26 protein-coding genes are annotated in these 25,285 nt (G+C 67.2%); 17 read left to right on the top strand and 9 right to left on the bottom strand.

The annotated features are described in order from the left end of the window. Positions 1 to 8: 8 nt before the first annotated feature. Together RCP38_RS15865 and RCP38_RS15860 are read left to right on the top strand one after the other, a co-directional pair. On the top strand, positions 9 to 512 hold the full coding sequence (locus tag RCP38_RS15865) for an SRPBCC family protein (RefSeq protein ID WP_308473880.1): 504 nt from the start codon (positions 9 to 11) through the stop codon (positions 510 to 512). After that, a complete protein-coding gene (locus tag RCP38_RS15860) occupies positions 512 to 1,558 on the top strand; it encodes an LLM class flavin-dependent oxidoreductase (RefSeq protein WP_308473879.1) in 1,047 nt (348 codons plus the stop codon). Before RCP38_RS15865 ends, RCP38_RS15860 begins: the two co-directional genes overlap by 1 nt. A gap of 65 nt (positions 1,559 to 1,623) precedes the next feature. Here the strand turns inward: RCP38_RS15860 and RCP38_RS15855 are convergent, their stop codons facing one another. Further along, complete coding sequence (locus RCP38_RS15855; protein WP_308473878.1) at positions 1,624 to 1,854, bottom strand: hypothetical protein; 231 nt, start codon at positions 1,852 to 1,854, stop codon at positions 1,624 to 1,626. Positions 1,855 to 2,197: 343 nt separating this feature from the next. Here RCP38_RS15855 and RCP38_RS15850 point away from each other — a divergent pair, with 343 nt between their 5' ends. After that, a complete protein-coding gene (locus tag RCP38_RS15850) occupies positions 2,198 to 3,529 on the top strand; it encodes an HNH endonuclease signature motif containing protein (RefSeq protein WP_308473877.1) in 1,332 nt (443 codons plus the stop codon). A 127-nt stretch (positions 3,530 to 3,656) separates the two neighbouring features. On the opposite strand, the gene RCP38_RS15845 is transcribed toward RCP38_RS15850, so the two are convergent. Genes RCP38_RS15845 through RCP38_RS15830 form a run of 4 tightly spaced genes read right to left on the bottom strand, consistent with a single transcriptional unit; the run spans position 3,657 to position 8,131 of the window. After that, positions 3,657 to 4,724, bottom strand: coding sequence for a phosphotransferase (locus tag RCP38_RS15845; protein ID WP_373692525.1), 1,068 nt, complete (start codon positions 4,722 to 4,724; stop codon positions 3,657 to 3,659). Beyond that, positions 4,721 to 5,560 (bottom strand): mycofactocin-coupled SDR family oxidoreductase, encoded by an 840-nt coding sequence (locus tag RCP38_RS15840; protein ID WP_308473876.1) that lies wholly within the window; start codon positions 5,558 to 5,560, stop codon positions 4,721 to 4,723. The genes RCP38_RS15845 and RCP38_RS15840 overlap by 4 nt, the downstream gene beginning before the upstream one ends. A 38-nt stretch (positions 5,561 to 5,598) precedes the next feature. Then, entirely contained in the window at positions 5,599 to 6,798 is a 1,200-nt protein-coding gene (locus RCP38_RS15835) for a cytochrome P450 (protein WP_308473875.1), read from the bottom strand. Positions 6,799 to 6,832: 34 nt separating this feature from the next. Further along, positions 6,833 to 8,131: a cytochrome P450 gene (locus RCP38_RS15830; RefSeq protein ID WP_308473874.1), complete on the bottom strand. Its 1,299-nt coding sequence runs from the start codon at positions 8,129 to 8,131 to the stop codon at positions 6,833 to 6,835. Between the two features lie 140 nt (positions 8,132 to 8,271). Between RCP38_RS15830 and RCP38_RS15825 the strand changes: the two genes are divergently transcribed. Next, on the top strand, positions 8,272 to 8,925 hold the full coding sequence (locus RCP38_RS15825) for a TetR family transcriptional regulator (protein ID WP_308473873.1): 654 nt from the start codon (positions 8,272 to 8,274) through the stop codon (positions 8,923 to 8,925). Here RCP38_RS15825 and RCP38_RS15820 read toward each other — a convergent pair. Then, positions 8,922 to 9,665 carry an enoyl-CoA hydratase/isomerase family protein gene (locus RCP38_RS15820; protein ID WP_308473872.1) on the bottom strand — a complete coding sequence of 248 codons (744 nt, stop codon included), beginning with the start codon at positions 9,663 to 9,665 and terminating at the stop codon, positions 8,922 to 8,924. The genes RCP38_RS15825 and RCP38_RS15820 overlap by 4 nt on opposite strands. A gap of 57 nt (positions 9,666 to 9,722) precedes the next feature. Here RCP38_RS15820 and RCP38_RS15815 point away from each other — a divergent pair, with 57 nt between their 5' ends. From RCP38_RS15815 to RCP38_RS15755, 13 genes are all read left to right on the top strand, one after another. Next, positions 9,723 to 11,306, top strand: a complete 1,584-nt coding sequence (locus RCP38_RS15815; RefSeq protein ID WP_308473871.1) for an AMP-binding protein — start codon at positions 9,723 to 9,725, stop codon at positions 11,304 to 11,306. 35 nt (positions 11,307 to 11,341) lie between these two features. After that, entirely contained in the window at positions 11,342 to 12,532 is a 1,191-nt protein-coding gene (locus RCP38_RS15810) for an amidohydrolase family protein (protein ID WP_308473870.1), read from the top strand. A 2-nt stretch (positions 12,533 to 12,534) separates the two neighbouring features. Then, positions 12,535 to 13,992 (top strand): FadD3 family acyl-CoA ligase, encoded by a 1,458-nt coding sequence (locus RCP38_RS15805; RefSeq protein WP_308473869.1) that lies wholly within the window; start codon positions 12,535 to 12,537, stop codon positions 13,990 to 13,992. Positions 13,993 to 13,998: 6 nt separating this feature from the next. Then, positions 13,999 to 14,181 carry a (2Fe-2S)-binding protein gene (locus tag RCP38_RS15800; RefSeq protein ID WP_308473868.1) on the top strand — a complete coding sequence of 61 codons (183 nt, stop codon included), beginning with the start codon at positions 13,999 to 14,001 and terminating at the stop codon, positions 14,179 to 14,181. Between the two features lie 46 nt (positions 14,182 to 14,227). Then, positions 14,228 to 14,833 (top strand): TetR/AcrR family transcriptional regulator, encoded by a 606-nt coding sequence (locus tag RCP38_RS15795; RefSeq protein WP_373692376.1) that lies wholly within the window; start codon positions 14,228 to 14,230, stop codon positions 14,831 to 14,833. A 45-nt stretch (positions 14,834 to 14,878) separates the two neighbouring features. Continuing rightward, the gene (locus tag RCP38_RS15790; protein WP_308473867.1) at positions 14,879 to 15,556 is read left to right on the top strand and encodes a hypothetical protein; all 678 of its coding nucleotides are present in this window, start codon (positions 14,879 to 14,881) and stop codon (positions 15,554 to 15,556) included. A gap of 206 nt (positions 15,557 to 15,762) precedes the next feature. After that, a complete protein-coding gene (locus RCP38_RS15785) occupies positions 15,763 to 17,295 on the top strand; it encodes a nitric oxide reductase activation protein NorD (protein WP_308473866.1) in 1,533 nt (510 codons plus the stop codon). Positions 17,296 to 17,307: 12 nt separating this feature from the next. After that, positions 17,308 to 18,099, top strand: coding sequence for a CbbQ/NirQ/NorQ/GpvN family protein (locus RCP38_RS15780; RefSeq protein ID WP_308473865.1), 792 nt, complete (start codon positions 17,308 to 17,310; stop codon positions 18,097 to 18,099). Positions 18,100 to 18,113: 14 nt separating this feature from the next. Then, positions 18,114 to 18,245 carry a hypothetical protein gene (locus RCP38_RS15775; RefSeq protein WP_308473864.1) on the top strand — a complete coding sequence of 44 codons (132 nt, stop codon included), beginning with the start codon at positions 18,114 to 18,116 and terminating at the stop codon, positions 18,243 to 18,245. Further along, positions 18,242 to 18,928 carry a hypothetical protein gene (locus RCP38_RS15770; protein ID WP_308473863.1) on the top strand — a complete coding sequence of 229 codons (687 nt, stop codon included), beginning with the start codon at positions 18,242 to 18,244 and terminating at the stop codon, positions 18,926 to 18,928. The genes RCP38_RS15775 and RCP38_RS15770 overlap by 4 nt, the downstream gene beginning before the upstream one ends. Positions 18,929 to 18,944: 16 nt before the next feature. Further along, entirely contained in the window at positions 18,945 to 19,334 is a 390-nt protein-coding gene (locus RCP38_RS15765; RefSeq protein WP_308473862.1) for a hypothetical protein, read from the top strand. Then, positions 19,321 to 20,364, top strand: coding sequence for an NAD(P)H-dependent amine dehydrogenase family protein (locus tag RCP38_RS15760; protein WP_308473861.1), 1,044 nt, complete (start codon positions 19,321 to 19,323; stop codon positions 20,362 to 20,364). The genes RCP38_RS15765 and RCP38_RS15760 overlap by 14 nt, the downstream gene beginning before the upstream one ends. After that, positions 20,364 to 21,542 (top strand): cytochrome P450, encoded by a 1,179-nt coding sequence (locus RCP38_RS15755; RefSeq protein ID WP_308473860.1) that lies wholly within the window; start codon positions 20,364 to 20,366, stop codon positions 21,540 to 21,542. Before RCP38_RS15760 ends, RCP38_RS15755 begins: the two co-directional genes overlap by 1 nt. On the opposite strand, the gene RCP38_RS15750 is transcribed toward RCP38_RS15755, so the two are convergent. From RCP38_RS15750 to RCP38_RS15740, 3 genes are all read right to left on the bottom strand, one after another. Next, on the bottom strand, positions 21,537 to 23,009 hold the full coding sequence (locus tag RCP38_RS15750) for a class I adenylate-forming enzyme family protein (RefSeq protein ID WP_308473859.1): 1,473 nt from the start codon (positions 23,007 to 23,009) through the stop codon (positions 21,537 to 21,539). The two genes, RCP38_RS15755 and RCP38_RS15750, sit on opposite strands and share 6 nt — an antisense overlap. Before the next feature lie 7 nt (positions 23,010 to 23,016). Then, positions 23,017 to 23,838 carry a mycofactocin-coupled SDR family oxidoreductase gene (locus tag RCP38_RS15745; protein ID WP_308473858.1) on the bottom strand — a complete coding sequence of 274 codons (822 nt, stop codon included), beginning with the start codon at positions 23,836 to 23,838 and terminating at the stop codon, positions 23,017 to 23,019. A gap of 111 nt (positions 23,839 to 23,949) precedes the next feature. Next, positions 23,950 to 25,254: a PE-PPE domain-containing protein gene (locus tag RCP38_RS15740; RefSeq protein ID WP_308473857.1), complete on the bottom strand. Its 1,305-nt coding sequence runs from the start codon at positions 25,252 to 25,254 to the stop codon at positions 23,950 to 23,952. Positions 25,255 to 25,285: the final 31 nt, after the last annotated feature.

Genomic DNA, 25,285 nt, shown 5'->3' with positions numbered 1-25,285 from the left:
AGCCAGCGATGGAGTGGACCGGAGCGGTCTATGCCGATATGCCGACGGTGGAGGTTTCCACGTGGGTCGACGCCCCACCGGAACGGGTCTGGGAGCTGGTCTGCGACATCCATGCGGTCGCCGAGAGCAGTCAGGAACTGCAGCGCGTCGAATGGGCCGACGGCGACGGGCCCCGGCTGGGTGCCCGGTTCACCGGATACAACCGCAACGCCGCACTCGGGGAATGGTCGACCGTCTCCGAAGTGGTCGAGTTCGAACCGCTGAAGGTGTTCGGTTGGGCGGTAACCGATCCCGACAACCCCACCGCCAGCTGGCGATTGAGTCAGGCGCCCGAGGGCGCCGGCACCCGGTTGACGCAATGGATGCAGTTGGGTCCCGCCCCGTCCGGGCTGTCGCTGGCCATCACCGCGATGCCGGACAAGGAGCAGAAGATCGTGTTCGTGCGACTACGAGAGCTCGAGGCGGGCATGACCGCCACGTTGGCCCATCTCAAGCGGCTCGCGGAGGACTGATGCGCGCGGCCATCACCCTGGAGGCCGCGAGCGTCGGCACCTGGGAATACCAGAAGCTGCTGGTCCGCGAGGCCGAGAAGATGGGCCTGGATATCTGCTGGGTCGCCGAAGCCTGGGGATCGGACGCGGTATCGGCGTTGGGCTATTACGCGGCATGCACCAGTCGAATGCTGTTGGGATCCGGGATCATCCAGCTGTCCACGCGGACGCCGGTCGCCATCGCGCAAGCCGCCATCACGCTGTCCAACCTGTCCGGCGGACGGTTCCTGCTCGGTCTGGGTGCCTCCGGCCCGCAAGTGATCGAGGGGCTGCACGGGCAATCGTTCGAACGGCCGCTGGGCCGGATGCGGGAGACCATCGAGATCATCCGACAGGTGATCGACGGGGAGCGGGTGAGCTATCGGGGGCGGCACTTCCAGATCCCGCGGGTCGGATCCGACACCAAACCGATGCGGTTGTCGATGCGGGCAGAGCACCCTATACCGCTGTATCTGGCCAGCCTGACCCCGGCGATGCTGCGGCTGACCGGGGAGCTTGCCGACGGCTGGCTGGGCACCAGCTTCGTGCCCGAAGGCGCCGACGCCGCCTACTTCGCACACCTCGACGACGGTCTTGCGCGGTCCGGGCGTGCCCGTGCGGACCTCGATATCTGCCAGGGCGCCGAGGTGTCGTTCGCCGCCGACGAGCGGCAGCTGCAGACGCTGATCGACAGTCGGAAATCCGAGCTAGCCTTCAGCCTCGGCGGAATGGGTTCGGCCAGCACGAATTTCTACAACCAGGCCTACAGCCGCCAGGGCTGGGCCGAGGTGGCCGCCGCGGTCAAACAACGTTGGCAGGCCGGCGATCGGGACGGTGCCGCCGCCCTCATCACCGACGAGATGGTGTTGGCGACCACGCTCATCGGCACGTCTGAGATGGTTCGCGACCGACTCCAGGTCTGGCGCGATGCCGGGGTGGATACGGTGCGGATCTATCCCGCCGGCGACAGCCTCGAAGACCGGATCGCCACGCTCGGTGCCGCGATCGAGTTGGTGCACTCCGTATAGCTCGGCTCGGTCCGGCGCCGGCGGTGGCCCGCGGAATTCTTCCTTGCGGGTTGCGGTGTGATGTCTCAGGACATCGGTGACGGTTTCTCGGGTTTGGGGCGTGAGCCTCGGGGTCGTCCGTTGCCGACGTAGGTGGTGCCCGATAAGGGGCGGGTGTGCTCGACAAGGACCTCGCCGTGGGTATCGGCGATGATGATCTTGTCGCCGACGGGGACGACCAGGACACGTTCGAAGGCGTGGTGCCTGTCGACCATGTAGGTGACTGAGGCCAGCCCGATGGTGCCCGCAGTGGTCACCCTTTTCACGAGGGTGCCGGCGGGAAGGTCTAACGGTAATGGTGGCGTGGGCCGTGGGCCGTGGGCCGTGGGCCGTGGGCCGTGGGCGTGGCGCAGGCTGCTCGAACAGTGGCCGAACGGGTTTGGGGCGTGGCGCATCATCAGGCCATTGCGAGATCGCAAGCCGGACGCGCGGATCGATGGGTTCATTAGCGGCCACCGCCTGAACCTTGGCGCAGAAGTGTCACCACCAAGATCACCCGAACCGTCACCGATGTCCTGAGAGATAACACCTTGCGGGTTGCGGAAAACCGAGTAGAATCGAACATATGTTCGAATAAAGGTTCCCCGGAAGGTGCCGCGCATGGACGCTACCGATCTCACGGCCTTCGTCGATGCCCTGATCGACGATCTGACGCCGACGCGCGAGGGCGAGGTGGGCGGTGGCTTGTTTGCGCTGCTGGATTCGCCACGTCGGGGGTTCGACGAACAACCCCTGCTGGCCGTGCTGGAAGCCGCGGTCACGGTGGGCAACCTGGTTGATCACCTGATCGCTTCGGCGGCCGCGGCGGCCGAGCGTCTCGATATCCCGGCGCGCAAGCAGCTGCGTTCCGGAGCCGATCTGCTGATCGGACTCGGGGTGGCACCCGCCGCGGCGTACCGGTCTGCACGGGTCGGGCGAGCCGCCCCGCAGCTCGCGGCGCTCACTCGGGCACAGTGCCTGGGAGCGGTCGGCATCGAGTTCGCCGACGCCGTCGGAACCGGCATCGGTCACATCGCCGATCGTGTCGAGCTATCCGATAGCGAGGTCGCGCGACTGGTCACGAAACTCATGATCGAGGCCACCCCGGCCGCAGTGGGCAGAAAAGCCCGGGCGATCGCCATTGCCGCCGCGCCTACCGCGCCGGAAGGCCCGGTGCCGGTGGCCGAGGACGCCGAACTCAATGTGATGGCCATGACCCATGACCGCGACGGCCGGATCAAAGCTCGTTTCGACCTGGACGTGCTGACCGGGGAGCAGCTGTACGCCGCGTTGGACCCCCTGTGCCGACCGGTACCCGCCCCCGACGGTTCTCCGGATGCCCGCACCATCGGCCGACGCCGCGCCGACGGGTTCGCGCAACTGCTCTGCGACTACCTGTCGGGCTCCAGCAGGCCGCTCTCGGGTGGAGTGCTGCCGCACGTCACCTTGATCCGGCCCGCCCCCGCCGCGCCCCCGGTGGAGGGGATCGCGACCGGCCCGGTGGACATGCTCGGGTTCACCGGCCCGGTCAGTGTCGGCACCGCCGAACTGATCTCCTGCGACGCCACCGTCGATACCGTGCACCTCGATACGCGGGGCGCACCCCTGGGTGTGGGCCGTAGCCAGCGCCTGTTCCCACCCAAGATCCGCAAAGCCCTGATCGTGCGTGACCAAGGGTGCGCCTTCCCCGGCTGCGGTCGGCCCGCCTCCTGGTGCGACGCCCACCACATCCAGCACTGGAGCGCCGACGGGGTGACCAGCCTCGACAACGGTGTCCTGCTGTGCCGACGCCACCACACCGCCGTCCACCACGCCGGCTGGCAGGTCTACCTCGGAACCGACCGGCACCCCTGGTTCATCCCACCGCCGGACACCAACCACCCCGACCGCCGACCCGAACACCTGCGGTCCCACGCCCGTCGAACCCTGACAGCGTTGCCCACTGCCGCCTGACCCAACCGAACGTGCACATTGACAACACCACAGAGAGACAAGCCTCCGCGTCATGCGGTGGGTGCCGGCCGGAGCAATCGGCCGGCGCTCACCGTAGGCGGCAATCCGACAGCGATCCCGACCTGGTTCAGTCGCCCAGGGCGTCCAGTGCCCCGCGGGTGTCCAGGTCGGTGAAGGCGGCGGCGTAGCGTTGCGCGAGCGCCAGGCTGATCTCGGGCCGCTGCCAGTTGTCGCCGCCGGACAGCGTCGCGATCCAGATCGCCAGGCCATGCGCCGCCGAAGCCCGGTACTGCAGCCAGATCTCTTCGGCAGAAGGCAATTCGGCGGCCGGGAGGCCCAGGGCGCCACGGTATTCGTCGATCAGGTCGCGCTCGCCGGTGCGCCGGTCATCGATGGTCAGCGCGCCCTGCAGGAAATAGCCCAGATCCAGGGAGAAATTGCCGCGCCGAACCATCTGCCAGTCCAGGAACCCGACGTCGCCGTCGGGCAGCACATAGGTGTTGCCGATGTGCGGGTCGCCGTGCAGCAGGGTCTGGGATCCCCGGGTCAGGCTGCGGATGTAGCGGGCCCAGGTGTCGCCGAACAGTTCCGCGCCGGTCATCGAGGTGATCTCGGACGGCACCGAGTCGGCCAGCCGTTCGTAGGCGACCTCCAACGGCGCCAACTCCAGGCCGGCGAACGGGACGAACGGCTCCACCCAGGCCAGTGCCGGGTTTTCGGTGATGCGTTGCGCCCAGAATGCACCGTGCAGGCGAGCCAATCCGCGCACGCCGTGGGCTGCCTCATCCAGGCTGAGCGGACGCGTCGCGTCGCGCGGATCGGCGCCGCGTGCGACCACGTCTTCCATGACGAGCAGGAAATCGCGGCGATCTTCGTCGATCACCGCGCGATAGACCGTCGGATGGTCAAGGGGCAGCTCGACATCGGAGAGGAACAGGCGCGGCTCGTGGTACAGGCCGCTGGTCAGCTCCACCAGGTCGGCGTGCTCGGGATCGACGGCCTTGGCGAATACGGTGGCCGGCCCGTCGCCGGAGGAGTAGCTCACCGCCAGGCGGGCGCGACGATTGGTGCCGTCGTCGCGGGCGACCACCGACACCGCATCCACAACCACCCCGGGGTGGTGACCACGCAATGCGGCGGTCAGCCACTCCGGGGAGATCGTGTCCCAGCTATCGGGATCGGCCGACAGAGTTATTTCAGGCAGCTTCCGGCATCGACCGGCAGGGTGACGCCGGTGATGTAGCGGGCTTCGTCGGAGACCAGGAACAGCACCGCGTTGCTGATGTCGACCGCGTCCACCCACGGAATCGGCAGCGTGTGGAACATCTGGCAGATCGGCGCCATGTCGTCGGGGCCCGGGTTCTCCAGGTCCGGACGGAACATCTTCCAGGTGCCCTCGTTCATGATCATGCCGGTGCTGACATGGGTCGGGTGCACGGTGTTGACCCGGATGTTCTGGTGCCCCAACTCCACCGCGAACGAGCGCATGATGCCCACCACGCCGTGCTTGGCGGCGACATAGTTGCCGCAGTGCGGGTAGGCCTTCAGCCCGCCGACCGAGCTGGTCAGCACGATCGAACCGCCCTTGCCGCCGGCGATCAGGTGCGGCACACCGGCTTTGACGGTCTTCCACACGCCGGACAGGTTGATGTCGATCATCTCCTGCCAGTCGTGCTCGCTGCACTGGTCCAGCGTGTCGCCGCCGTTGCCGATCCCCGCGTTGGCGACGATGATGTCCAGCCCGCCCAGTTCCTCGACGCCGGCGTCGACGGCCTTCTTGAGCCCGTCGAAGTCACGGACATCGACTTCCGCGGTGAAGATCCGGCGTCCCTGGGCCTTGACCAGGTCGGCCGTCTCGGCCAATTCCTCCGGGGTGGCCGGCGGGATGGGGGAGTTCTGCACGATCGGCTTACAGACATCGATCGCGATGATGTCGGCGCCCTCCTCGGCCAACCGGACCGCGTGGCTGCGGCCCTGACCGTGCGCGGCGCCGGTGACGAATGCGACCTTGCCTTCAACACGTCCAGCCATGCAAAAACCTCAATTCTGTATTTGTAGAAGTGGATTCATCAGAAGGATGCGGGCATGGATTCCCAGCCGCGGACCGTCGACGTCGGGGACAGCGCGGCCTTGGACAGGTCGACATCCCACTCGGGGAAGCGCTTGAGGATCTCCTCCAGGGCTACCCGGCCCTCCAGGCGGGCCAGGGCGGCCCCCAGGCAGTAGTGCGCGCCCACGCTGAACGTCAGGTGCTGGCGCGCCTCGCGGTGAATGTCGAAGACGTCGCCGTCGGGGGCGAAGCGGCGATGATCGCGGTTGGCCGCACCGATCAGCATCATCATCACGCTGCCCTCGGGAACGGTCTGGCCGTAGTACTCCACGTCGCGGGTGACATAGCGGGCGACGTGCGGCGCCGGCGGTTCGAAACGGAGCAGTTCTTCGATCGCCTGCGGGATCAGCGCGGGGTTCTCCACCAACTGGCGACGCTGGTCGGGATGCTCGGCCAGCACCTTGCCCGTCCATCCGATCAACCGGGTGGTGGTCTCGTTCCCGGCCCCGGCCACCAGCATCACGTACATCAGCAACTCGTCGCGCGACAGTTTCCGGGTGACGCCGGTTTCGTCGGTGAACTCGACGTTGAGCAGTTCGGTCATGATGTCGTCGGACGGGTGCTTGACCCGCCAGTCGAGATAGTCGGCGAAGATCGAGCCGTCGTCGAAGCCCTCCGACGCGATCGTCATGGGCTTGCCGGCCTCGGTGCGCATGCTGTCGTTGGAGCGGTCCCGGATGACCTCCTGGTCGGCCTCGGGGATGCCCACCAACATGCCGATGACCCGCATCGGCATCTGCGCGCCCAGGTCGGTCACGAAGTCGAGGTTTCCGGTGCCCACCAGCGGGTCGAGGCAGCGGGCGCAGTACTCGCGGATCTTGGTTTCCAGTTCGGCGATCTTGCGCGGGGTGAACATCCGGGCCAGCAGTTTGCGGTGGATGTCGTGCACCGGCGGGTCCTCGAAGAGGATCAGTCCCGGCGGGATCGGGGTGTTGGCCTTGATCAGCTCCAGAATGGCGCCGCGCGCCGAACTGAACGTCTGGTGGTCGACCAGACCCTTGTTGACGTCGTCGAACCGGCTCAGTGCGTAGAAGTCGTGTTCGGCGTTGTAGTACAGCGGCGCTTCCTCGCGGAGCCGACGGAACATCGGGTACGGATCGCCGTTGAGGTCGATGTCGTACGGGTCGTAGCGGGCTTCGTCGGTGGCGGTCACCGTCATGGTCGTCGGTTCCTCGTCTTGGCGGGGTGGTGGCTTACAGACTGGCGGCGGCCGGGGCCTTGACCGGGCTGAACTCCAGGTGCAGTTCGGTCAGGCCGCGCAGGATGAACGTCGGTTCGAAGGTGAACCGGCGGTCGCCGGCCGGACCGTGCTGGGACTCGTCGAGCCGGATGTCGGTCATCCGGTCCAGGATTCGTTCCAGTGAGATGCGGCTCTCGGCGCGGGCCAGCGGCGAACCCGGGCAGGTGTGGCTGCCGCGTGCGAACGCCAGGTGCTCGCGGACGTTCGGCCGGTCGATCCGCAACTCGTGCGGGTTGTCGAACTTGCGCGGATCGCGGTTGACCGCGCCGGGGAACATCACCACGACCGTGCCCGCCTTGAGCTTCACCCCGCCCAGCGTGGTGGTCTTGCGGACCAGTCGGGGGTCGGTCTTGACCGGGCTCTCCAGCCGCAGGGTCTCCTCGAGGAAGTTCGGGATCTTGCTGCGGTCGGTGCGCAGTTGCTCGACCAGTTCGGGGTCTTCGGCCAGGAACCGCAGCGCTGCGCTGAGCAGCTTGGTGGTGGTCTCCTGCCCGGCGCCGAACAGGAATGTGGCGCTCTTGACCACGTCGGCGATCTCCGGGATGGAGCCGTCTTCGTAGGTGGCGGTGGCCAGGTCGGTCAGCACGTCCCCGCGGGGGGTTTCGCGTCGCTCGGACAGGTAGCGACTGAACTTGTCATCCAGCCAGGCCAGCGGGTCGTGGGCCAACTCCTCGTGGTCCAGCGAGCCGATGCGGGCACCCGGCTGCGGTGCACCCAGCACCTCCTGGAACAGCGGCCGGTCTTCCTCGGGCACGCCGAGCAGGTCGGCGATCACCAGCAGCGCGAACGGCCGGGCGTAGGAGGCCAGGAATTCACAACTGCCGTCCTCGATGAAGTAGTCGAGCTGGCGGTCGGCCAGCTGCCACATGAAGTCCTGGTTCTCCTTGAGCCGCTTCGGCGTGAGCAGCCGGCTCAGCAGGGACCGGGCCTTGGTGTGCATCGGCGGGTCCATGGTGACCATGTGCTCGGTCATCGGCATCAGGTGGCGGTTCGCCTCGATCTGCTCGCTGATGTCGTCACCCTCGGGGGTGAACGGCAGCGGCGGGAACGGCCCGCCGACCGCGACCAGGTTCGAGTACGTGTCGGAGTCGCGGTAGATCTCGTTGGCCTCCTCGTGACCGGTCACCGCGACGACGTCGTACACCCCCAGCGGAGTGACCGGGCCCTTGTCCCGCAGGTAGTCGAAGTACGGGTGGGGATCGGGTACCAGGGACTGATCGGTGAAGAAATCGATCGTCGCGAAGTCAGTCAACGTGGGCCTCTCTGCGGAACGGGCTGACAGGTGCTGTGCACCTGCTTAGCATGGGCGGGGATAAGGGGTCAAGAGTTGCGGCGCCATTACGATGACCGCCGGACGTGTAGCGAGGATGACGACGATGCGGAGCGAACTGTATGCCCGAATCGGGTAAGGGACAGCGCCGAATTGGGGCGCCGGACGCAAAGAACCGGACGTTGCTGCTGGATGCGGCGGAAGAGCTTCTGCTGACCGCCGGAGCCGGCGCGGTCAGCTCGCGCCGGGTCGCCGAACGGGCCGGGCTCAAACACCAACTGGTGCACTACTACTTCCGCACCATGGACGACCTGTTCCTGGAGATGTTCCGCCGGCGCGGCGACCAGGGCTTGGCCGAACAGACCGCGGTGCTGGAATCCGAGCAACCGCTGTGGGCGCTGTGGCGGTTCAACACCGAACCGGCATGGACGGCGTTGACCATGCAGTTCATCACGCTCGCCAACGAGCGTGAGGTGCTGCGCGCCGAGATCGCCAGCTACGCCGAGCGATTGCGCGCCCAGCAGGTCGAGGTAGTCGCCGGCGTGTTCGAGCGGTACGGCGTCGACGACGCGGAGTTCCCGCCGATGGTGCTGATCCTGCTGATGACCAGCGCCTCGCGGATGTTGATGATCGAGAAGGAGGCGCTGGGCATGACCCTCGGTCATGCCGAGACGGTGGAGTTCGTCGAGCGCTGGCTGCACCGGATCGAGGGCGACCCGCCGCCGCAGGTGCCGGTCTCCGGCATCGCCATGGCGTCGGGCCCCGTCGGGCATTAACCCTGCTTCCTGCCCTGCTGTAGCCGATCGGCGGCCGCCCAGTGCTCGTCGGCGACCCACAGGCGGGCGAAGGCCGCCACCGCCTCGTCCGGCGTTGCGCCGCCGAGCACCCGCTTGATCTCGCCGGCCGAGGTATTGGCCAGCGACCGGGCCAGTGCACGCCATTCGGCGTCGAACGACTCCCGGGGCACCACCCGGTTGATCAGCCCTATCCGGTGCGCCTCGGCGGCGTCCAGCATGGTTCCGCTGCCGGCCAGCAGCAGTGCCTCGCTGTGGCCGACCAGTCGGCCCAACCGTTCGGCGCCGCCCCAGGCGGGCATGATCGCCAGCGACACCTGGTTGAAGGCGATCTTGACGTCGGCGGCCGCGATCCGGATATCCGCGGCGACCGCCACCTCGGCGCCGCCGCCCAGTGCGTGGCCGTTCATCGCGGCGATCACCGGCGCGGGGAAGGCGGCGATCCGGTCGCACAGGCCGCGCATCCGCCAGGCCATGGCGGCGGCCTCCGGTTCGGTGCGCAGCGCCGCGAGCTGCTTGAGGTCGCCGCCGGAGACGAAAGCGCGATCGCCGCCGCCGGTGATCACCAGAGCCTGCGCCCCGGCCACCTTGTCCAATGCGCGGTCGAGTTGCTCCATGGTCTCCGGCGCGATCGCGTTGCGTGCGTGGGGCCGGTCGATGGTGATGATGGCCAGGCCGTCATCCAGTTGTACGTCCAGCTCGTCCCGACCGTCGTGACCCATGGCTCTCCGCTCAAGATATTGGCATTCTCAAAAACGGAGAATATCATCGCGGACACCATGCGAAAGATTCCCGCCGACCTGGTCCGGCGCTACGAAGAGCAGGGTTGGTGGACCCGCGAAACCCTCGGTGACCTGCTCGCCACCGGGCTGGCCGCGAAGCCGGAAGTCGGGTTCGAGGTGCACTCGGAGGTCCGGCCGTGGCGCGGAGATTTCCGCGACGTGGAACGGGTCGCCCGCCGACTGGCAGCGGGCCTGCGGGACCGCGGGGTCGGCCCCGGCGACGTGATCGCGCTGCAACTGCCGAACTGGATGGAGGCCGCCGCGGCGTTCTGGGCCGCGTCGTTCCTGGGCGCGGTGGTGGTGCCCGTCGTGCACTTCTACGGCCCCCGAGAGCTGGGCTTCATCCTGTCCGCGAGCAAGCCGCGGGTCTTCATCACCGCCGAGCGGTTCGGCCGGATGAGTTTTCACCCCGAGTTGTGCGCCGACATCCCCGTCGTCGGGGTGGTGGGTGCGCGGGAGGCCGGCGTGGTGCGCGGCAACGTCGTCGATTTCGAGGACCTGCTCGCCGACGAGCCGATGGCCGGCACGCTGGCCGCCGATCCCGGCGCGCCGGCGTTGATCGCGTTCACCTCGGGCACCACCCGCGAGCCCAAGGGCGTGATCCACAGTCACCAGACGCTGTGCTTCGAGACACGCCAACTGCTCGCCAACTACCCCACCGATCGCGGCCGTCAGCTCACCGCCACGCCGGTCGGGCATTTCATCGGCATGGTCGGGGCATTTCTGATCCCGGTCCTCGAGGGCACCCCGATCGACCTCGCCGATGTCTGGGACCCCGCCAAGGTGCTGGCCCTGATGACCGAACAGGGGGTGTCGATCGGCGGCGGGCCGCCGTACTTCGTCACCAGCCTGCTCGACCACCCGGACTTCACCGACGAACACCTGCGCCACATCCGCCATGTCGGGCTCGGCGGATCCACGGTGCCGGGCGCGGTCACCCGCCGGCTGGCCGATCTGGGCATCTTCGTCTTCCGCTCCTACGGCAGCACCGAGCATCCGTCGATCACCGGTTCGCGCCCGACCGCCGCCGAGGACAAACGGCTGTTCACCGACGGCGATGCGCGGCCCGGTGTCGAGGTGCGGCTGGCCGACGACGGCGAGATCCTCAGCCGTGGCCCCGACCTGTGCCTGGGTTACACCGACGATGCGCTGACCGAGGCGGCGTTCGACGCCGACGGCTGGTATCACACCGGCGACATCGGGGTGCTCGACGCCGACGGTTATCTGACCATCACCGATCGCAAAGCCGACGTGATCATCCGCGGCGGCGAGAACATCAGCGCGGTCGAGGTCGAGGACGTCCTGCTGACCATGCCGGCGGTCGCCGAGGCGATCGTGGTCGCGGCGCCGGACGCCCGGCTGGGGGAGCGGGCGGTCGCGGTACTGCGACTCAAACCGGGGCAGGCCATGCCCGAGCTGGCCGAGGTGCGGGCGCACTTCGAGTCGGCCGGAGTGGCCCGGCAGAAGTGGCCCGAGGAGCTGCGCGAGGTGGCCGACTTCCCGCGTACCGCCAGCGGCAAGGTGCAGAAATACCTGGTCCGCAAGGAACTCACAGACAGTGTTGCAACCACACCGCAGTGAGAATATGATTCTCACGAACCGAAAAGGAGCGTTTCATGGGTCAACTGTCACATCGCGTCGACGTTCCGTTCCCCTTGTTCGACGCGGACAACCACCTGTACGAGCCGCCGGAAGCGCTGACGAAGTACCTGCCCAAGGAGTACAAGGACGTCGTCCAGTACGTCGAGGTCAACGGGCGTACCAAGATCGCCATCCGCGGCCAGATCAGTAACTACATCCCCAACCCCACGTTCTCCGTGGTCGCCAAGCCCGGCGCCTGGGAGGAGTACTTCAAGTACGGCAACCCCGACGGCAAGAGCAAGCGTGAGCTGTTCGGCGAGCCGATGAAGTCCATCCCGGCGTTCTTCGAGCCCGCCCCCCGGCTGGAGCTGATGGACGAACTGGGCGTCGACCGCTCGCTGATGTTCCCGACCCTGGCCAGCCTCATCGAGGAGCGGCTGCGCGACGACCCGGTCACCATCCACGTCATCGTGCATGCGCTCAACCAGTGGCTGGACGAGGTCTGGGGCTTCAACTACAAGAACCGCATCTTCACCACCCCGGTCATCACCCTGCCGATCGTGGAGAAGGCCATCGAGGAACTGGAGTGGTGCGTCAAGCGCGGCGCCCGTGCCATCCTGATCCGCCCGGCTCCGGTGCCCGGCTTCCGCGGCCCGCGCTCGTTCGCGCTGCCGGAGTTCGACCCGTTCTGGGAGAAGTGCGTCGAGTACGACGTCTTCATCGGCATGCACTCCTCGGACAGCGGCTACTCGCGTTACACCTCGGAGTGGGACGGCGCGGTCGAGGAGATGCTGCCGTTCCAGACCAACGCGATGGGCATCCTCAACGAGTGGCGGCCGATCCAGGACGCGGTGGCCTCCTGGGTCATCCACGGTGCGCTGTTCCGGCACCCGAAGCTCAAGGTCGGCATCGTCGAAGCCGGCTCCAAGTGGATGTTCCCACTGCTGGACTCCATGGCGGAGGTCTACCGCAAGGCGCCGGAGGCCTTCCTGGGCAACCCGATGGAAGAGATCAAGAACCGGATCTACGTCAGCCCCTTCTACGAAGAGGGCATCGACGACCTGATCAACCTCGTCGGTGTGGAGCAGGTGCTCTACGGTTCGGACTGGCCGCACCCGGAGGGCCTGGCCGAGCCGACGCACTACATCACCGCGCTGTCGCACCTGCCCGTCGAGGACCAGGCGAAGATCATGGGCGGCAACCTCGGTCGGCTCGTCACCGTCTAGGGGTGCCACGCTGGGAGACCATCCCGGAGATGGTCCTGAGCGTCGGCGATCGCTTCGGGGATGCCGAAGCGATCGCCGACGGCCCGGTGCGGCTGAGCTTCAACCAGCTGGCCGACCGGGTTCGTTGCGCGGCAGGCGCATTCGCCGCCGCAGGCATCGCCAAGGGTGATCGGGCCGCGATCTGGGCGCCCAACTCCGCGGAATGGATCATCGCGGCCTTCGGGTTGCTGACCGCCGGCGGCGTGCTGGTCCCGGTCAACACCCGGTTCAAGCCGACCGAGGCCTCCGACATCATCCGCCGCAGCGGCGCCAAGCTGGTCCTGGTCGAGAAGGGCTTCCTCGGACTGGATTTCACCGCCCCGCCCGGAGTGCCGGTGATCGACCTGAAATCGGACTTCTTGAGTTCCGGGTCGCCGCTGCACCGTCCCGTCGGCGGCGGCGATGTCGCCGACATCATCTTCACCTCCGGCACCACGGGTCGGCCCAAGGGCGTGATGATGACCCACCGGCAGAACCTGCGGCTCTACGCCGAATGGTGCGACCTGGCCGACCTCCGCGAGGGCGACCGCTACCTGATGGTCAACCCCTACTTCCACACGTTCGGCTACAAGGCCGGCTGCATCGCCTCCTGCATCCGGGGCGCCACCATGGTTCCGGTGCGGGTCTTCGACGTCGACACCGTCGCCGAACTCATTGAGACCGAACGCATCACGATGCTTCCCGGGCCGCCGACGCTGTATCAGTCACTGCTGGACGCGGGTCCGACGCGCGACCTGTCGTCGCTGCGCGCCGCCGTCACCGGTGCCGCCGACATCCCGGTGGATCTGATCCGGCGGATCCGCAGCGAGTTGCCCTTCAAGTCGATCATGACCGGATACGGACTCACCGAAGCCGGCACGGTGACCGCATCGCGTCGCGGTGACTCGTTCGAAGACATCGCGACCACCGCCGGGCTGGCGTGCGACGACATCGAGGTGCGCATCGCCGACGACGGCGAGGTCCTGGTGCGCGGCTACAACGTGATGGTCGGCTACCTCGACGACCCGGCGGCCACCGCCGAGGCGATCGACGCGCAGGGGTGGTTGCACACCGGCGACGTCGGCACCCTCGACGACGCCGGCCGGCTGCGGATCGTCGGCCGCAAGAAGGACATGTTCATCGTCGGCGGCTTCAACGCCTACCCCGCCGAGATCGAGGGCTTCCTGGTGGAGCATCCGGCGATCTCGCAGGTGGCGGTGATCGGTGTGCCCGACGAGCGGATGGGGCAGGTGGGCAAGGCGTTCGTGGTGACCGCACCCGGTGCCCAGACATCCGAGGCGGAGCTGATCGCATGGAGCCGGGACCGGATGGCCGGATTCAAGGTGCCCCGCTCGGTGAGTTTCATCGATCAGTTGCCGCTGAACGCCACCGGCAAGGTGGACAAGGCGCAGCTGCAGACAAGGGCCGCGGCCGGGGCGTGATACGCCGTGTACGTCTGCCTGTGCACCGGGGTCACCAGTCAAGAAGTGATCGACGCCGCCCGCGCCGGCGCCACGACCACCAGGCAGATCGGTGAGCGTACCGGGGCCGGAACGGTGTGCGGTCGCTGCCGGAACAACATCCGGGCGCTGATCGCCGCCGCGCTGGAAGAGACGCCGACGTTGACCTGAGTCATCGCCGTGCGTGCGGGCGCGCCGAGGCGATACTGTCGTGGCCGTGGTGGATAAGACGGAGAAGGTGTCGGCGCGCGAAACCAAGCGCCTGCAGACCCGGGAACGACTGCTGGGGGCGGCGACCGCCGAGTTCAAACGGACCGGAATGGCCCAGGCCGACGTGGGTGCAATCGTCGCGGCCGCCGGTGTCGCGCACGGCACGTTCTTCTTTCACTTCCCCACCAAGGAGCACGTGCTGCTCGAGCTCGAGAAGCGTGAAGAAGACCGGATGGCAAAGCAGTTCGGTCGGTACCTGGACAAGGGGCACGACCTCGAATCCGCGTTGACCGAAGCCGTTCGGCTGGTGCTGGGACTGGAACGACGCCTGGGCGAGTTGTTGTTCAAAGATTTTCTGGCACTGCACTTCTCCCAGACCCGGCCGGCCGCCGAAGGGGGTGGCGATCACTCGCTGGTCTTGCTGCTGGGCAAGCGCATCGAGCAGGCCCAGGCCCAGGGTGAGGTCGATCCGGAGGTCCGGCCGATCAACAGCGCGGTGTTCTTCCTGCTCGGTCTTTACGCATTGGCGATCACCACCAACGATCCGATGCGTCACGAACTGCTCGAAGACCTGGTGAGGCGCACCGTGCGCAGTATGGCCCCGGTCGGCTGATCGAGTCTTGTCGTCGACGATATTGCATGACTACAGTCAGTCAGCATGGGCAGTGCACTGTCGGTCGACGACCATATGGAAGCGTCCCGCCTAGCCCAGCGGCAGGCGGACAAATGGCTGATCGGCGGAAGCATCCTGATCGGCACCGCGGCGCTCGGAATCTTCGGCCTGCCGTTGTTCCTGCGCGGCGTGTGGCTGCTGCGGCGTGCTCAGCGCGACGGCATGTCGGTGCGGCCGATGCTGGTGACGCTGCTGGGATACCTGGTCGTGGTCGATGCGGCGATCAACACCGTGGGATGGGCGCTGGACCTGATCGGTAGCCACACCCTGCTGGCCCGGGTGCTGCTCAGCGGTTGGGGATACATGTTCGACGCCGGATACTTCTGGCATTTCAACGAACTGTGGGTGGGCGGCGCCGCCGGGCCGGGGGAGAAGGCCATGGAAGCGGGCATGATCCTGACCGTCTTCACGATGCGGATCGCGGCGGGGATCGGCTTCCTGCAGATGAAGCGCTGGGGGCATCAGTGGATGGTCGTCACCTGCTGGATGGGGGTGGTGATCTGGGTGCTGTACGTGTTCAACATGACGATGTTCGCCGACGTGCGCTTCGCCGGGGTGATCTTTCCGGTCGTGGGCTGGTGGCTCTACGACATCTTCTACATCACCCCCTTCCTGGCCATCCCGTATCTGCACACGGTCAACCGCGAGATCTTCACCGACTGACCCCATTTCTATTGACTGGAGTCAGTAAGTGGGTTAGAAACGATGCACCGGTCGACAGGGCCGATGATGCCGTCAACGAGGAGGCTCGACCGTGGACTACGTCTGGGAGATCCTGCGCTACGTCGCGGCGTGGGGCGGCACGGGTCTGGTCATCTGGTTCTGGTACTGGATGTTCTCCAACATCGGCACGTTCTGAGCCCGGGCTGATGGCCGACCTCGACCAGACCGCCGCCATGGCATTGGAACGCAGCTGCTCGGTCACCGCCGTCGCCCTGAGCGAACAGAACCGCGCCGGCGCCCGACTGGTCACCGGCGAACACCGCGGATTCGGCCTGAGCACATCGCGCAGCCACGTCCACGTGCCCTACCCGCCGGCGCGCGGCGACTGGACCCGGCGATCGCTGACCTGTGGCATCGCGCTGCAGTGCTCGTCGTCGAAAGACCGGGTGGGCCAGTACCGGATCAACGAACTGACCGTGCGCGAACTGCGGGCACTGACCCTCATCGAAGCCGGCGTCGCCCTGGGCTGGATCGCGACGCGGTGGCCCGGCCTGATGCCGGAGTTCGCCCGGCTGCTGCCCGATCTCGCCCCGGCGGACCCGCACCTCGACGCCCGCGACATGATCGCCCGCGCCGTCGAGATGGCGCAGGGCCCCGATCGGCCCGAGCTCGACCCGCTACTCGGCCGGCTGCCGGCGGTCTACACCGCGCCCACCGGGCTGGCCGACAGGCTGCGCCGGCAGTTCGGCAGGATGCCTTGGACCACAACACAAAAGCGGCTGCCGCGGCCGTACTCGGTACCGGTCGGCGGTGACGGCGGGGTCCGCAATCCGAACCTGCCGCCGCCGTCGCGGCCGCAGGACAACGACAGCGATGTCACTCCCGAGCACCGGCCGGGGATCCCGTATCCGGAGTGGAACGCCTGGACCCAGCGCCTGATGCCCGACCATGTCGCGGTGGTGGAGTCGGCGCGGGACCGCAGCGTGGGTGCCGCCACCACGACATCGGCCGACCTGCGCAAGTGGTTCCAGCGCGACACCCACCGCGCCATGATCAACCGGCTTGAAGACGGGTCGGATCTCGATATCGACCAGTACGTCCGCCATTACGTGGACCTGCGCACCGGGGAGGCCGGCGAGCCGAGACTGTTCCGCGAGCTGTTGCCGTGTGACCGCGATGTCAGCACCGCGCTGCTGCTCGACGGCAGCTCGTCGCTGGGAGTGCACGGGGGCCGGGTGTTCCGGCTGGAGTTGGCCTGCGCGGATGCGTTGTCCCGGGCGATGAGCCACGCCCGTGAACGGCACGGCATCTTCGTGTTCACCGGCAATACCCGGCACCGGGTGGAAGTCCGCTGCCTGAAGGACTTTCCGGAGGCCCGCTTCGTCCCGCCGAGCGGTCTGGGACTGTCCGCCGGCGGCTACACCCGACTCGGTGCCCCGATCCGGCATCTGACCAGCCGACTGCTGGACCAGCCCGCCGAGCGCCGACTGCTCATCATCATCGGTGACGGGATGATCTCCGACGAGGGCTACGAGGGCAGGTACGCCTGGTCGGACGCCGCGCACGCGGTGACCGAGGCCAACGACGCCGGCGTGTCGGTCTACTACGTGGGCGTCGGCCCGACCCGCGTCGACCCGTTGCCCGAGGTGTTCGGACCCAAACGCTCACAACGCATCAGCCGGGTCGAAGACCTGCCGCGCGTACTGGCACACGTGCACCGGGAACTGGTCGGCACGTGAGAGGGGAACCAGATGAGTAGCGACACCTACTATTCCAACGGCAACGAGGTCCGGCTCTTCGAACAGGCCTTCACCCGCAAGATCCCGGTGATGCTGACCGGACCGACCGGCTGCGGCAAGACCCGCTTCGTCGAGCACATGGGCTCACTGCTGGGGCGGCCCGTCATCACCATCAGCTGCCATGACGACCTGACCAGCTCGGATCTCGTCGGACGATTCCTGGTGACCGGCGGTGACGTCACCTGGACCGACGGGCCGCTGACCCGGGCCGTCAAAACCGGAGCCATCTGCTACCTCGACGAGGTGGTCGAGGCACGCCACGATTCACTGGCGATCCTGCACTCGCTCACCGACCACCGTCGCACCCTGTATCTGGACCGTGCCGACGAAGTGATCCGGGCACCGGACGAATTCATGCTGGTGTGCTCCTACAACCCGGCGTACCGGAGTTCGTTGAAAGAGCTCAAACCGTCGTTCCGGCAACGCTTCGCCACCCTGCCGATGACCTACCTTCCCCCCGACCGGGAGGCGCAGGCCGTCGTCGCGGAGACCGGCATCGAACTCGCCGCCGCGCAACGACTGGTGCAGTGCGCCATCGCGATCCGGACCGCCGACGAGGCATTCCACTTCGAACCGCCGTCGACCCGGGTCCTGGTCACCGCGGCCCAGCTCATCGCGGCCGGGGCCGGCGAACTGGAAGCGGCCGAAGCGTGCATCCTCGCCCCACTGAGTACCGACGGTGCCATCGGCGAAGGGCTCCGCGAGATCGCGGCCGCAGGCCTTCTCGACGCCGACACACGATAGAAAGGACGCCCGAAATGGCCGACCGGCAAGAGCAGAAACGCAAACGGGCCCTGATCGTCTTCCAGATCGTCATCTACGGCTACCTGCTCACGATGTTCCTCATCCAGCTCTACATGTCGTTCGATCGGGGCTGGTGGTACCTATGACGATCGCCAACCCATCGGTGAGCCTCGACGAGCATCGGGAGCAATCCCGTCTCGCCCAGCGGCGGGCCGACAAATGGATGATCGTCGGGGCGGCACTGATGGGGATGTGGGCGCCGGGGCTGATCGGCTTCCCGGTCTTCATGCGCGGGGTGTGGCTGCAGCGCGAGGCCCAGCGCGCCGGGCTGTCGGTGCGGCCGATGATCGTCACCCTGATCGGCTACCTGGTGCTGATCGACGGCATGCTCAACAGCCTGGGCTGGTCGCTGGACCTGATCGCCAACCACACCCTGATCAACCGGGTGCTGATGATCGGCTGGGGCCACATGTTCGACGCCGGATACTTCTGGCACTACAACGAACTCTGGGTCGGCGGCGCCGCCGGACCGGGGGAGAAGTCCATGGTCTTCGGCATGATCGTCACGGTGTTCGCGATGCGCTGCGCCGCCGCGATCGGCTTCCTGCAGATGAAGCGCTGGGGGCACCAGTGGATGGTCGTCACCTGCTGGATGGGCGTGCTGATCTGGGTGCTCTACGTGTTCAACATGACGATGTTCGCCGACGTTCGGTTTTCCGGCGTCATCTTCCCGGTCATCGGCTGGTGGCTCTACGACATCTTCTACATCACCCCCTTCCTGGCAATTCCCTACCTGCACACGGTGAACCGCGAGATCTTCACCGACTGACCTGAGGAGCACAACGATGGAAACCGCCGCCGAAGAGCTTCCCCCGGGCACCACGCCCTACTACGCGCGCATGCACACCTGGATCAAACGTGCCACCTTCGTCTGCCTGGTGGCCCTGGTCATCGAGGGCGCATTCACCCTGCCGTTCATGGCCGTCTACTACGGCTACCCGACGCTGAGCCTCACCCAGATCTGCAGTGAACTGCTCAAGGTGCGCTACTCCGACGACGACCTGGAGTGCAAGTTCCCCTACCCGCCGCTCGGACCGCCCGAGGGGGCCGAGGGCAAGGACACCGCCCAGGACATCTGGGGTATTCAGCCCGTCCCGCAATACCACCGACTACGTTTCCGGGAACTCGTCGATCGCTACGAAGAGAGAACGGCCAGACAACATGCCGGACAATAAGATACGGGTAATCCAGTGGATGACCGGTGATGTCGGTCGGGTCGGGGTCCGGCACTTCGCCGACAATGAGGTGTATGACCTCGTCGGGGTGCTGGTGCATTCACCGGACAAGGTGGGTCGCGACGCCGGGGAGATCGTCGGCATCGCACCCACCGGTGTGATCACCACCGACGACGTCGACGCGATGGTGGCACTGGATGCCGACTGCGTGTTCTACACGCCGGTCATCATGGACGTAGCGACCGTGTGCCGGCTGCTGCGCTCCGGCAAGAACGTCGTGACCACCAGCGGATTCTTCTATCCTTCACCGGATTTCGCAGAGCCCGCCGAGGCGATACGCGCCGCATGCCGCGACGGCGGAGTCTCGTTCCACGGCGGCGGAATCCATCCCGGCTACGCCGGCGACGTCCTACCGCTCACGCTGGCCCGGGTGATGAGCCGAATCGACACCATCCGGGTCTACGAAGTCGTGGATGTGATCGCCGACGCACCACTGGATCACATCGACTGGATGGGATTCGGAAAGGACAGGGTCGCCTTCCTGTCCGAACCGACGATACTGGGCCTGGGGCTGCCGTTCTTCGCGCAATCGATGTACATGATCGCCGACGGGCTCGGGGTCACCATCGACGAGGTGACCGCGGCCGAGGTCGACGTGGCCACCGCGCGTGAACCGATTCCGCACGATGCGGGTGCGATCGCGCCGGGCACCGTCGCCGCGCAGCATCACGAGTGGACGGCCTGGTCCGGTGGACGGCCGCTGATCGTCTTTCACGCGATCTATGTCACCGCGACACCCGACAGACTGGAACCGGCATGGGACTGGGGCGAGACCCGCTACCGGATCGTCATCGACGGCGATCCGCCCACCGAACTGACCCTCAAAGGGGCCGGCGGTTCGGCACATCCGGGTTATGACTGGACGGCGATGGGTGTCATCAACACCATTCCGGCGGTCTGCGCCGCGGCCCCCGGCTGGGTCACCCATCTGGACCTCGGCCTGGTCCGGCCACCGGGGCTGGTGCGGTGATGACCGATACGCACCTGGCGCCGGCACTGCCGCACGTCTGCTACGCCGACCTGCCGATGGCCCGGGATCGCGGGGAGGGCTGGGCGGCGCTGCGGGATCGGGGGCCTGTCCTGTACGGCGAGGGCTGGTACTACCTGACTCGCCGCGAAGACGTCTCGGCCGCCCTGCGCGATTGGGAGACCTTCTCCTCCCGGATCCCCTACGACGACATGATCAGCCCGGTACCGCTGGTGCCGCTGGGATTCGACCCTCCCCACCACACCCGGTACCGGCAGTTGCTGCACCGCTACTTCAGCCCGCAGACCCTGACAGCCCTGCTGCCCGCACTGCAGTCCCAGGCCGTCGAGATCATCTCCGGGATCGCCAGTCGCGACACATGCGAGGTGATGGCCGAACTGGCCACCCCCTACCCCTCGCAGGTGTTCCTCACCCTGTTCGGGCTGCCGCTGGCGGACCGCGACCGCCTGGTCGGCTGGAAGGATGCGATCATCGCGCTGAGCCTGACCGACGACCCGGCCGGCGTGGACCTGACCCCGACGGTGGAGTTGTTCGGCTATCTGTCCGAGGCCGTTGCGCGACAACGCCGGCAGCCGCGGCCGGGCATTCTCTCCGAGCTGCTGCACGGCGCCGACCCGCTCGACGACAACGAGGCGATCGGGTTGTCGCTGGTGTTCGTATTGGCCGGCCTGGACACCGTCACCGCAACGATCGGCACGACGATGCTCGAACTCGCCCGCCGGCCGGCGTTGCGCGCCGGTCTGCGCGACGATCCCGACGGGATCCCGGCCTTTGTCGAGGAGATGATCCGACTCGAACCGGCGGCCCCCGTCGTCGGGAGAGCGACCACCCGTCCGGTCACCGTCGCCGGTGTCGACATCCCGGCGGGCGCCCAGGTGCGGCTGTGCCTGGGCGCGATCAACCGCGACGGCAGCGACGAACGTTCCGGCGACGACCTCGTCCTGGACGGAAAAGTGCACAAGCATTGGGGATTCGGCGGCGGGCCACACCGCTGCCTCGGGTCCCACCTGGCCCGGATGGAACTCAAACTCGTCGTCTCGCAATGGCTGGCCCGCATTCCCGAATTCGACATCGCCCCAGGTTTCGTACCGGAGATCACCTGGCCGTCGGCGACCTGCGCGCTGCCTACGCTGCCGTTGCGGCTCGGGCCACCGTCATGAACCTCGCGCGTCGAACAGCGCGGCGACGTCGGCCGGTCGCACCTTGAGGGCCGCATTGCGCGGCAGTTCGTCGACGACCGTGATCGCCACCGGCACATGATGACTGGGCAGTGCCTGGCGTACCAGTCCGGTCAGTTCGGCGGTGGACGGGACCGGAGCGTCGTGGCGTAGTTCGACCGCCGCGGCGGGGACCTGACCCAGCCGCGGATCGGGGATGCCTACCACGCAGGCATCGCGGACGGCGGGATGGGTGACCAGTACCGCGCGCACCGTCTCGGGAAGGATCTTGAACCCGCCGCGGTTGATCGCCCCGTCGGCTCTGCCGTGCACCGTGATGAACCCGTCGGAGTCCACCGATGCGATATCGGTGGTGCGGATCCAGTCCGGGCGCACCAGGTCGATCCGGGCTTCCAGCAGGCCACGGTCGCCGACCGGTAATTCGGCACCGGTGTCGGGATCTACGATCCGTACCTGCACACCCGGTAGCGGCTTGCCGGAGCTGTCGGGTTTTGTGGCTCCATAGCGTCGATGCAGCTCGGGTGTCCACGCACAGACCGACCCAGCGAATTCCGTTGCGCCGTAAGCCCAGAACAGCGGAATGCCGAACCGCGACTCGAACTCCTCGCGCAGCTGCGGCTCGAGCGGTCCCGAACCGCCGGGCAGGTACTCCAGGGACGCGAGATCCTCGCGCGTCACGTCGGACTCGAGCAGCATCCGCAGCAGTGCGGGTTGCACGCCGGTCCGTTTGATCCGGTAGGTCTTGACCGCATCCACCCAGGCATCGACGGTGAACCGTTCCAGCAGCACGACGCGTTTGCCGAGGTAGGGGCCGACCAGCAACTGGCAGACCCCGATGCTGCCGAACGGCCAGTACACCAATTCGGGTGGATCGTCGGCGGAGGGCTGTTGCCCCACGGTCATGGTCAGCATGGTGTGCTGCAGCGCCGCGATGTGCACCGGCACTCGTTTGGGTGCTCCGGTGGTGCCGCTGCTGAGGATGTGCAAGCCCGCGCGGTACTGCTGCGCAGCAGGGTCGGTCGCGGTTCGCGGCGCAAGTGCCTCGACACCGAGGTCCGGTCCCGACAGCGCTATCGCGGCCGACCCGCTATCCTCGGCGGCCCGCAGTGCGGGGACGGTCCAGTCCTGCCGGTCGGCCAGGATCGCCGGGAGCCGCAGTGCGGTGATGTCGTGCGCGATCGCCTGCTCGGATTGATAGGAGTAGATCATCACGATCGGGCGGCCGGCGGCGATGAACCCCAGGATGGCCGCGGCATGGGGTACCCGGTTGCGCACCACCAGGCCGACCGGCTCGTCGGCACCGACACCCGCGCGGGCCAGGTGGTCCTCCACTCGGGTGATGTAGGCGGTGATGTCGTTGCCGGAGTACCAGGTTCGGTCGAACCGGATGAAGGGCGCGCTACCGTAGCCGCCCAATCTGGCCGACAGCGTCGCCCGGAAATCCGTCATGCCGGGCTCAGTACTGGGTGCAGCCCTGGTCGACCGGGATCGCGGCGGCGGTCACCAGGTGGGAGTCACCGCTGGCCAGCCAGCACACCGTGCCGGCGATGTCCTCCGGCTCGGCCACCCAGGTCGGCAGGAACGGTGTGAGCATCTGCGAGAGCTGCGGATTGGTCTCCATCGCCTGGCCCAGTGCACTGACCATGTCACCGGTGCCCATGTCGGTGTTCACCGGACCCGGGTGCACGCTGTTGACCCGGATACCGTGCTTGCCCAATTCGGCGGCGAACGCTCGGGCCATGCCGGTGACGGCATGCTTGCTGGCGGTGTAGTGCACCATGAACGGCTGCATCTTGATGCCGGCCGCCGAGCTGATCAAGATGATCGACCCACCGCGGCCGCCGTCGATGATGTGCTGCGCGCCGGCCATCACCGTGTTCCAGGTGCCGGTCACATTGATGTCGATGACATCGCGAAAGTTCTCCGGGGAGATGGCATCCCAGGCCTGCGGGGCCGCGACGCCGGCGTTGGCGACGATGACGTCCAACCGGCCCAGGGTGGCCACCGCGTCGGCGACGGCTTCGCGCAGTCCGTCGTAGTCGCGGGTGTCGACCACGGCGGAGACCATCCGGCGCCCGGTCGCCTCGACCAACCGCACGGTCTCGGCCAGATCTTCGGGAGTGGCCGGGTTGTAGGGCACACAATCGGGCAGCTTGCCGGCCACATCGACCGCGATGATGTCGGCGCCCTCGGAAGCCATCCGCACCGCGTGGGCCCGTCCCTGCCCGCGTGCCGCACCGGTGATGAATGCCACCTTGTCGGTCAGTCGCCCCGCCATGCCGTCTCCTCTGCCGTCGATTCCTGCGTGCCGCAGTGCGGCTCTGATCGGGCCCGAGCCGAAGACCCCGCCGATCATATATGAAATATGATCGGCGGGTAAGGGGTGGGTTCAGCTGGTGAACGCACCGCCCAGCGGGCCGATGATCCCGAGGATCGGGTCGATCAGGAACTCCTGGATCCCGGTGGCGTCCAACACATCCTGGATCGCCAGACCGATCGGCGCCTCCAGGGCGAAGAACGCCGTGAACGGGTTGAAGTCGGCGTTGAACTGTGCGACGGCGTCGTGGTAGGACTCGCCGATGGTCTCCTGCGACCACGCCAGTGCCTGCGCCAGCAGGTCGTCGAGTTCGGCGTAGCCGGGCAGGTGGGTGCCGAACAGTCCGAACGCGTTGTCGGCGCCCTGCACGACGGCGCGGGTGAGTTCGATGCCGAAGGTCAGCGGATCCAGGGTGGGGATCAACTGGACGGGCGTCGGTTCGCCGAACGGGACCGACCGGTCATAGCCGGCTTCGACGATCACCTGCAGGGCGGGCTGGACAATGTCCAGCACCGATTGCGGCACGCCCAGCGTCATCAGCGGACCCAGCAACGGCAAAGTGGTCGACGGGATGAGATAGAAGGTGGTGTCGCCCTCGACCTGCTTGACGATGTCGCTGGAACCCAGCACATATTCGTCGACGTACGGACCCGACATCGGCTCCGACGGCGGCCAGACCGCGGGGATGTTGGTCAACGGTCCGTCGCCGTAGGACGCGTGTGCGTAGATGATGCCGAAGACCGCGTTGAGGTCGGCGATCAGGTTGATCGGGTACTGCGGGAAGTCGGAGAAGAAGTCGTACTGGTTGGAGATGTCGATGGTGGGGATACCCAGATCGGTCGGCTCCGCGCCGGGAAACGCACCGCCCACTCCCGGTATGGCCAATCCTTCGAACCTCGACACCTCACCGCCGTTGGGGCGACTGGACGAACCCAACAGCAGGAACGTGACATCGGGAATCGGCTGACCGGATGCTGCGAGTTCGGCGAGGTGCGCCTTCGCCATGATCGAGATCATCGCGCTCTGTGAATAACCCGAGACCACGAACGGCTCATCGGGATGCGCGGCAACCTGAGCGTCGATCGCCTCCAGCAGTTTCACCACGCCGTCGGGAACCGACGGGCTGGCGAAGGATTCCGGGGTGGCCACCATGACCAAGGTGTAGTCGCCACCGGTGGCCGGATTGATGTAGGCCTCGATGATCGAGTCCCGCCAGGCCTGGCTGGGGGTCGGCATCCCGGTGCCGCCCATCATCAGGGCGTTGAGCGGGCCGTCGGAACTGTCGGCATGCGCGACCGATGTCTGGGGGGTGCACGTCAACAAGGCGGTCGCCGCAGCGAACATCAACGCCGTACCGGCCTGCCGACTGCGAATCATGATGCCACCCCCGGAGCGTGAATTCTGACCG

The sequence above is a fragment of the Mycolicibacter sp. MU0083 genome, assembly GCF_963378075.1.
In the GTDB taxonomy this organism is placed as follows: Bacteria; Actinomycetota; Actinomycetes; order Mycobacteriales; family Mycobacteriaceae; genus Mycobacterium; species Mycobacterium kokjensenii.
The sequence above is the reverse complement of the archived record's forward strand: the minus strand, read 5'-3'. Positions and strand labels throughout refer to the sequence as shown.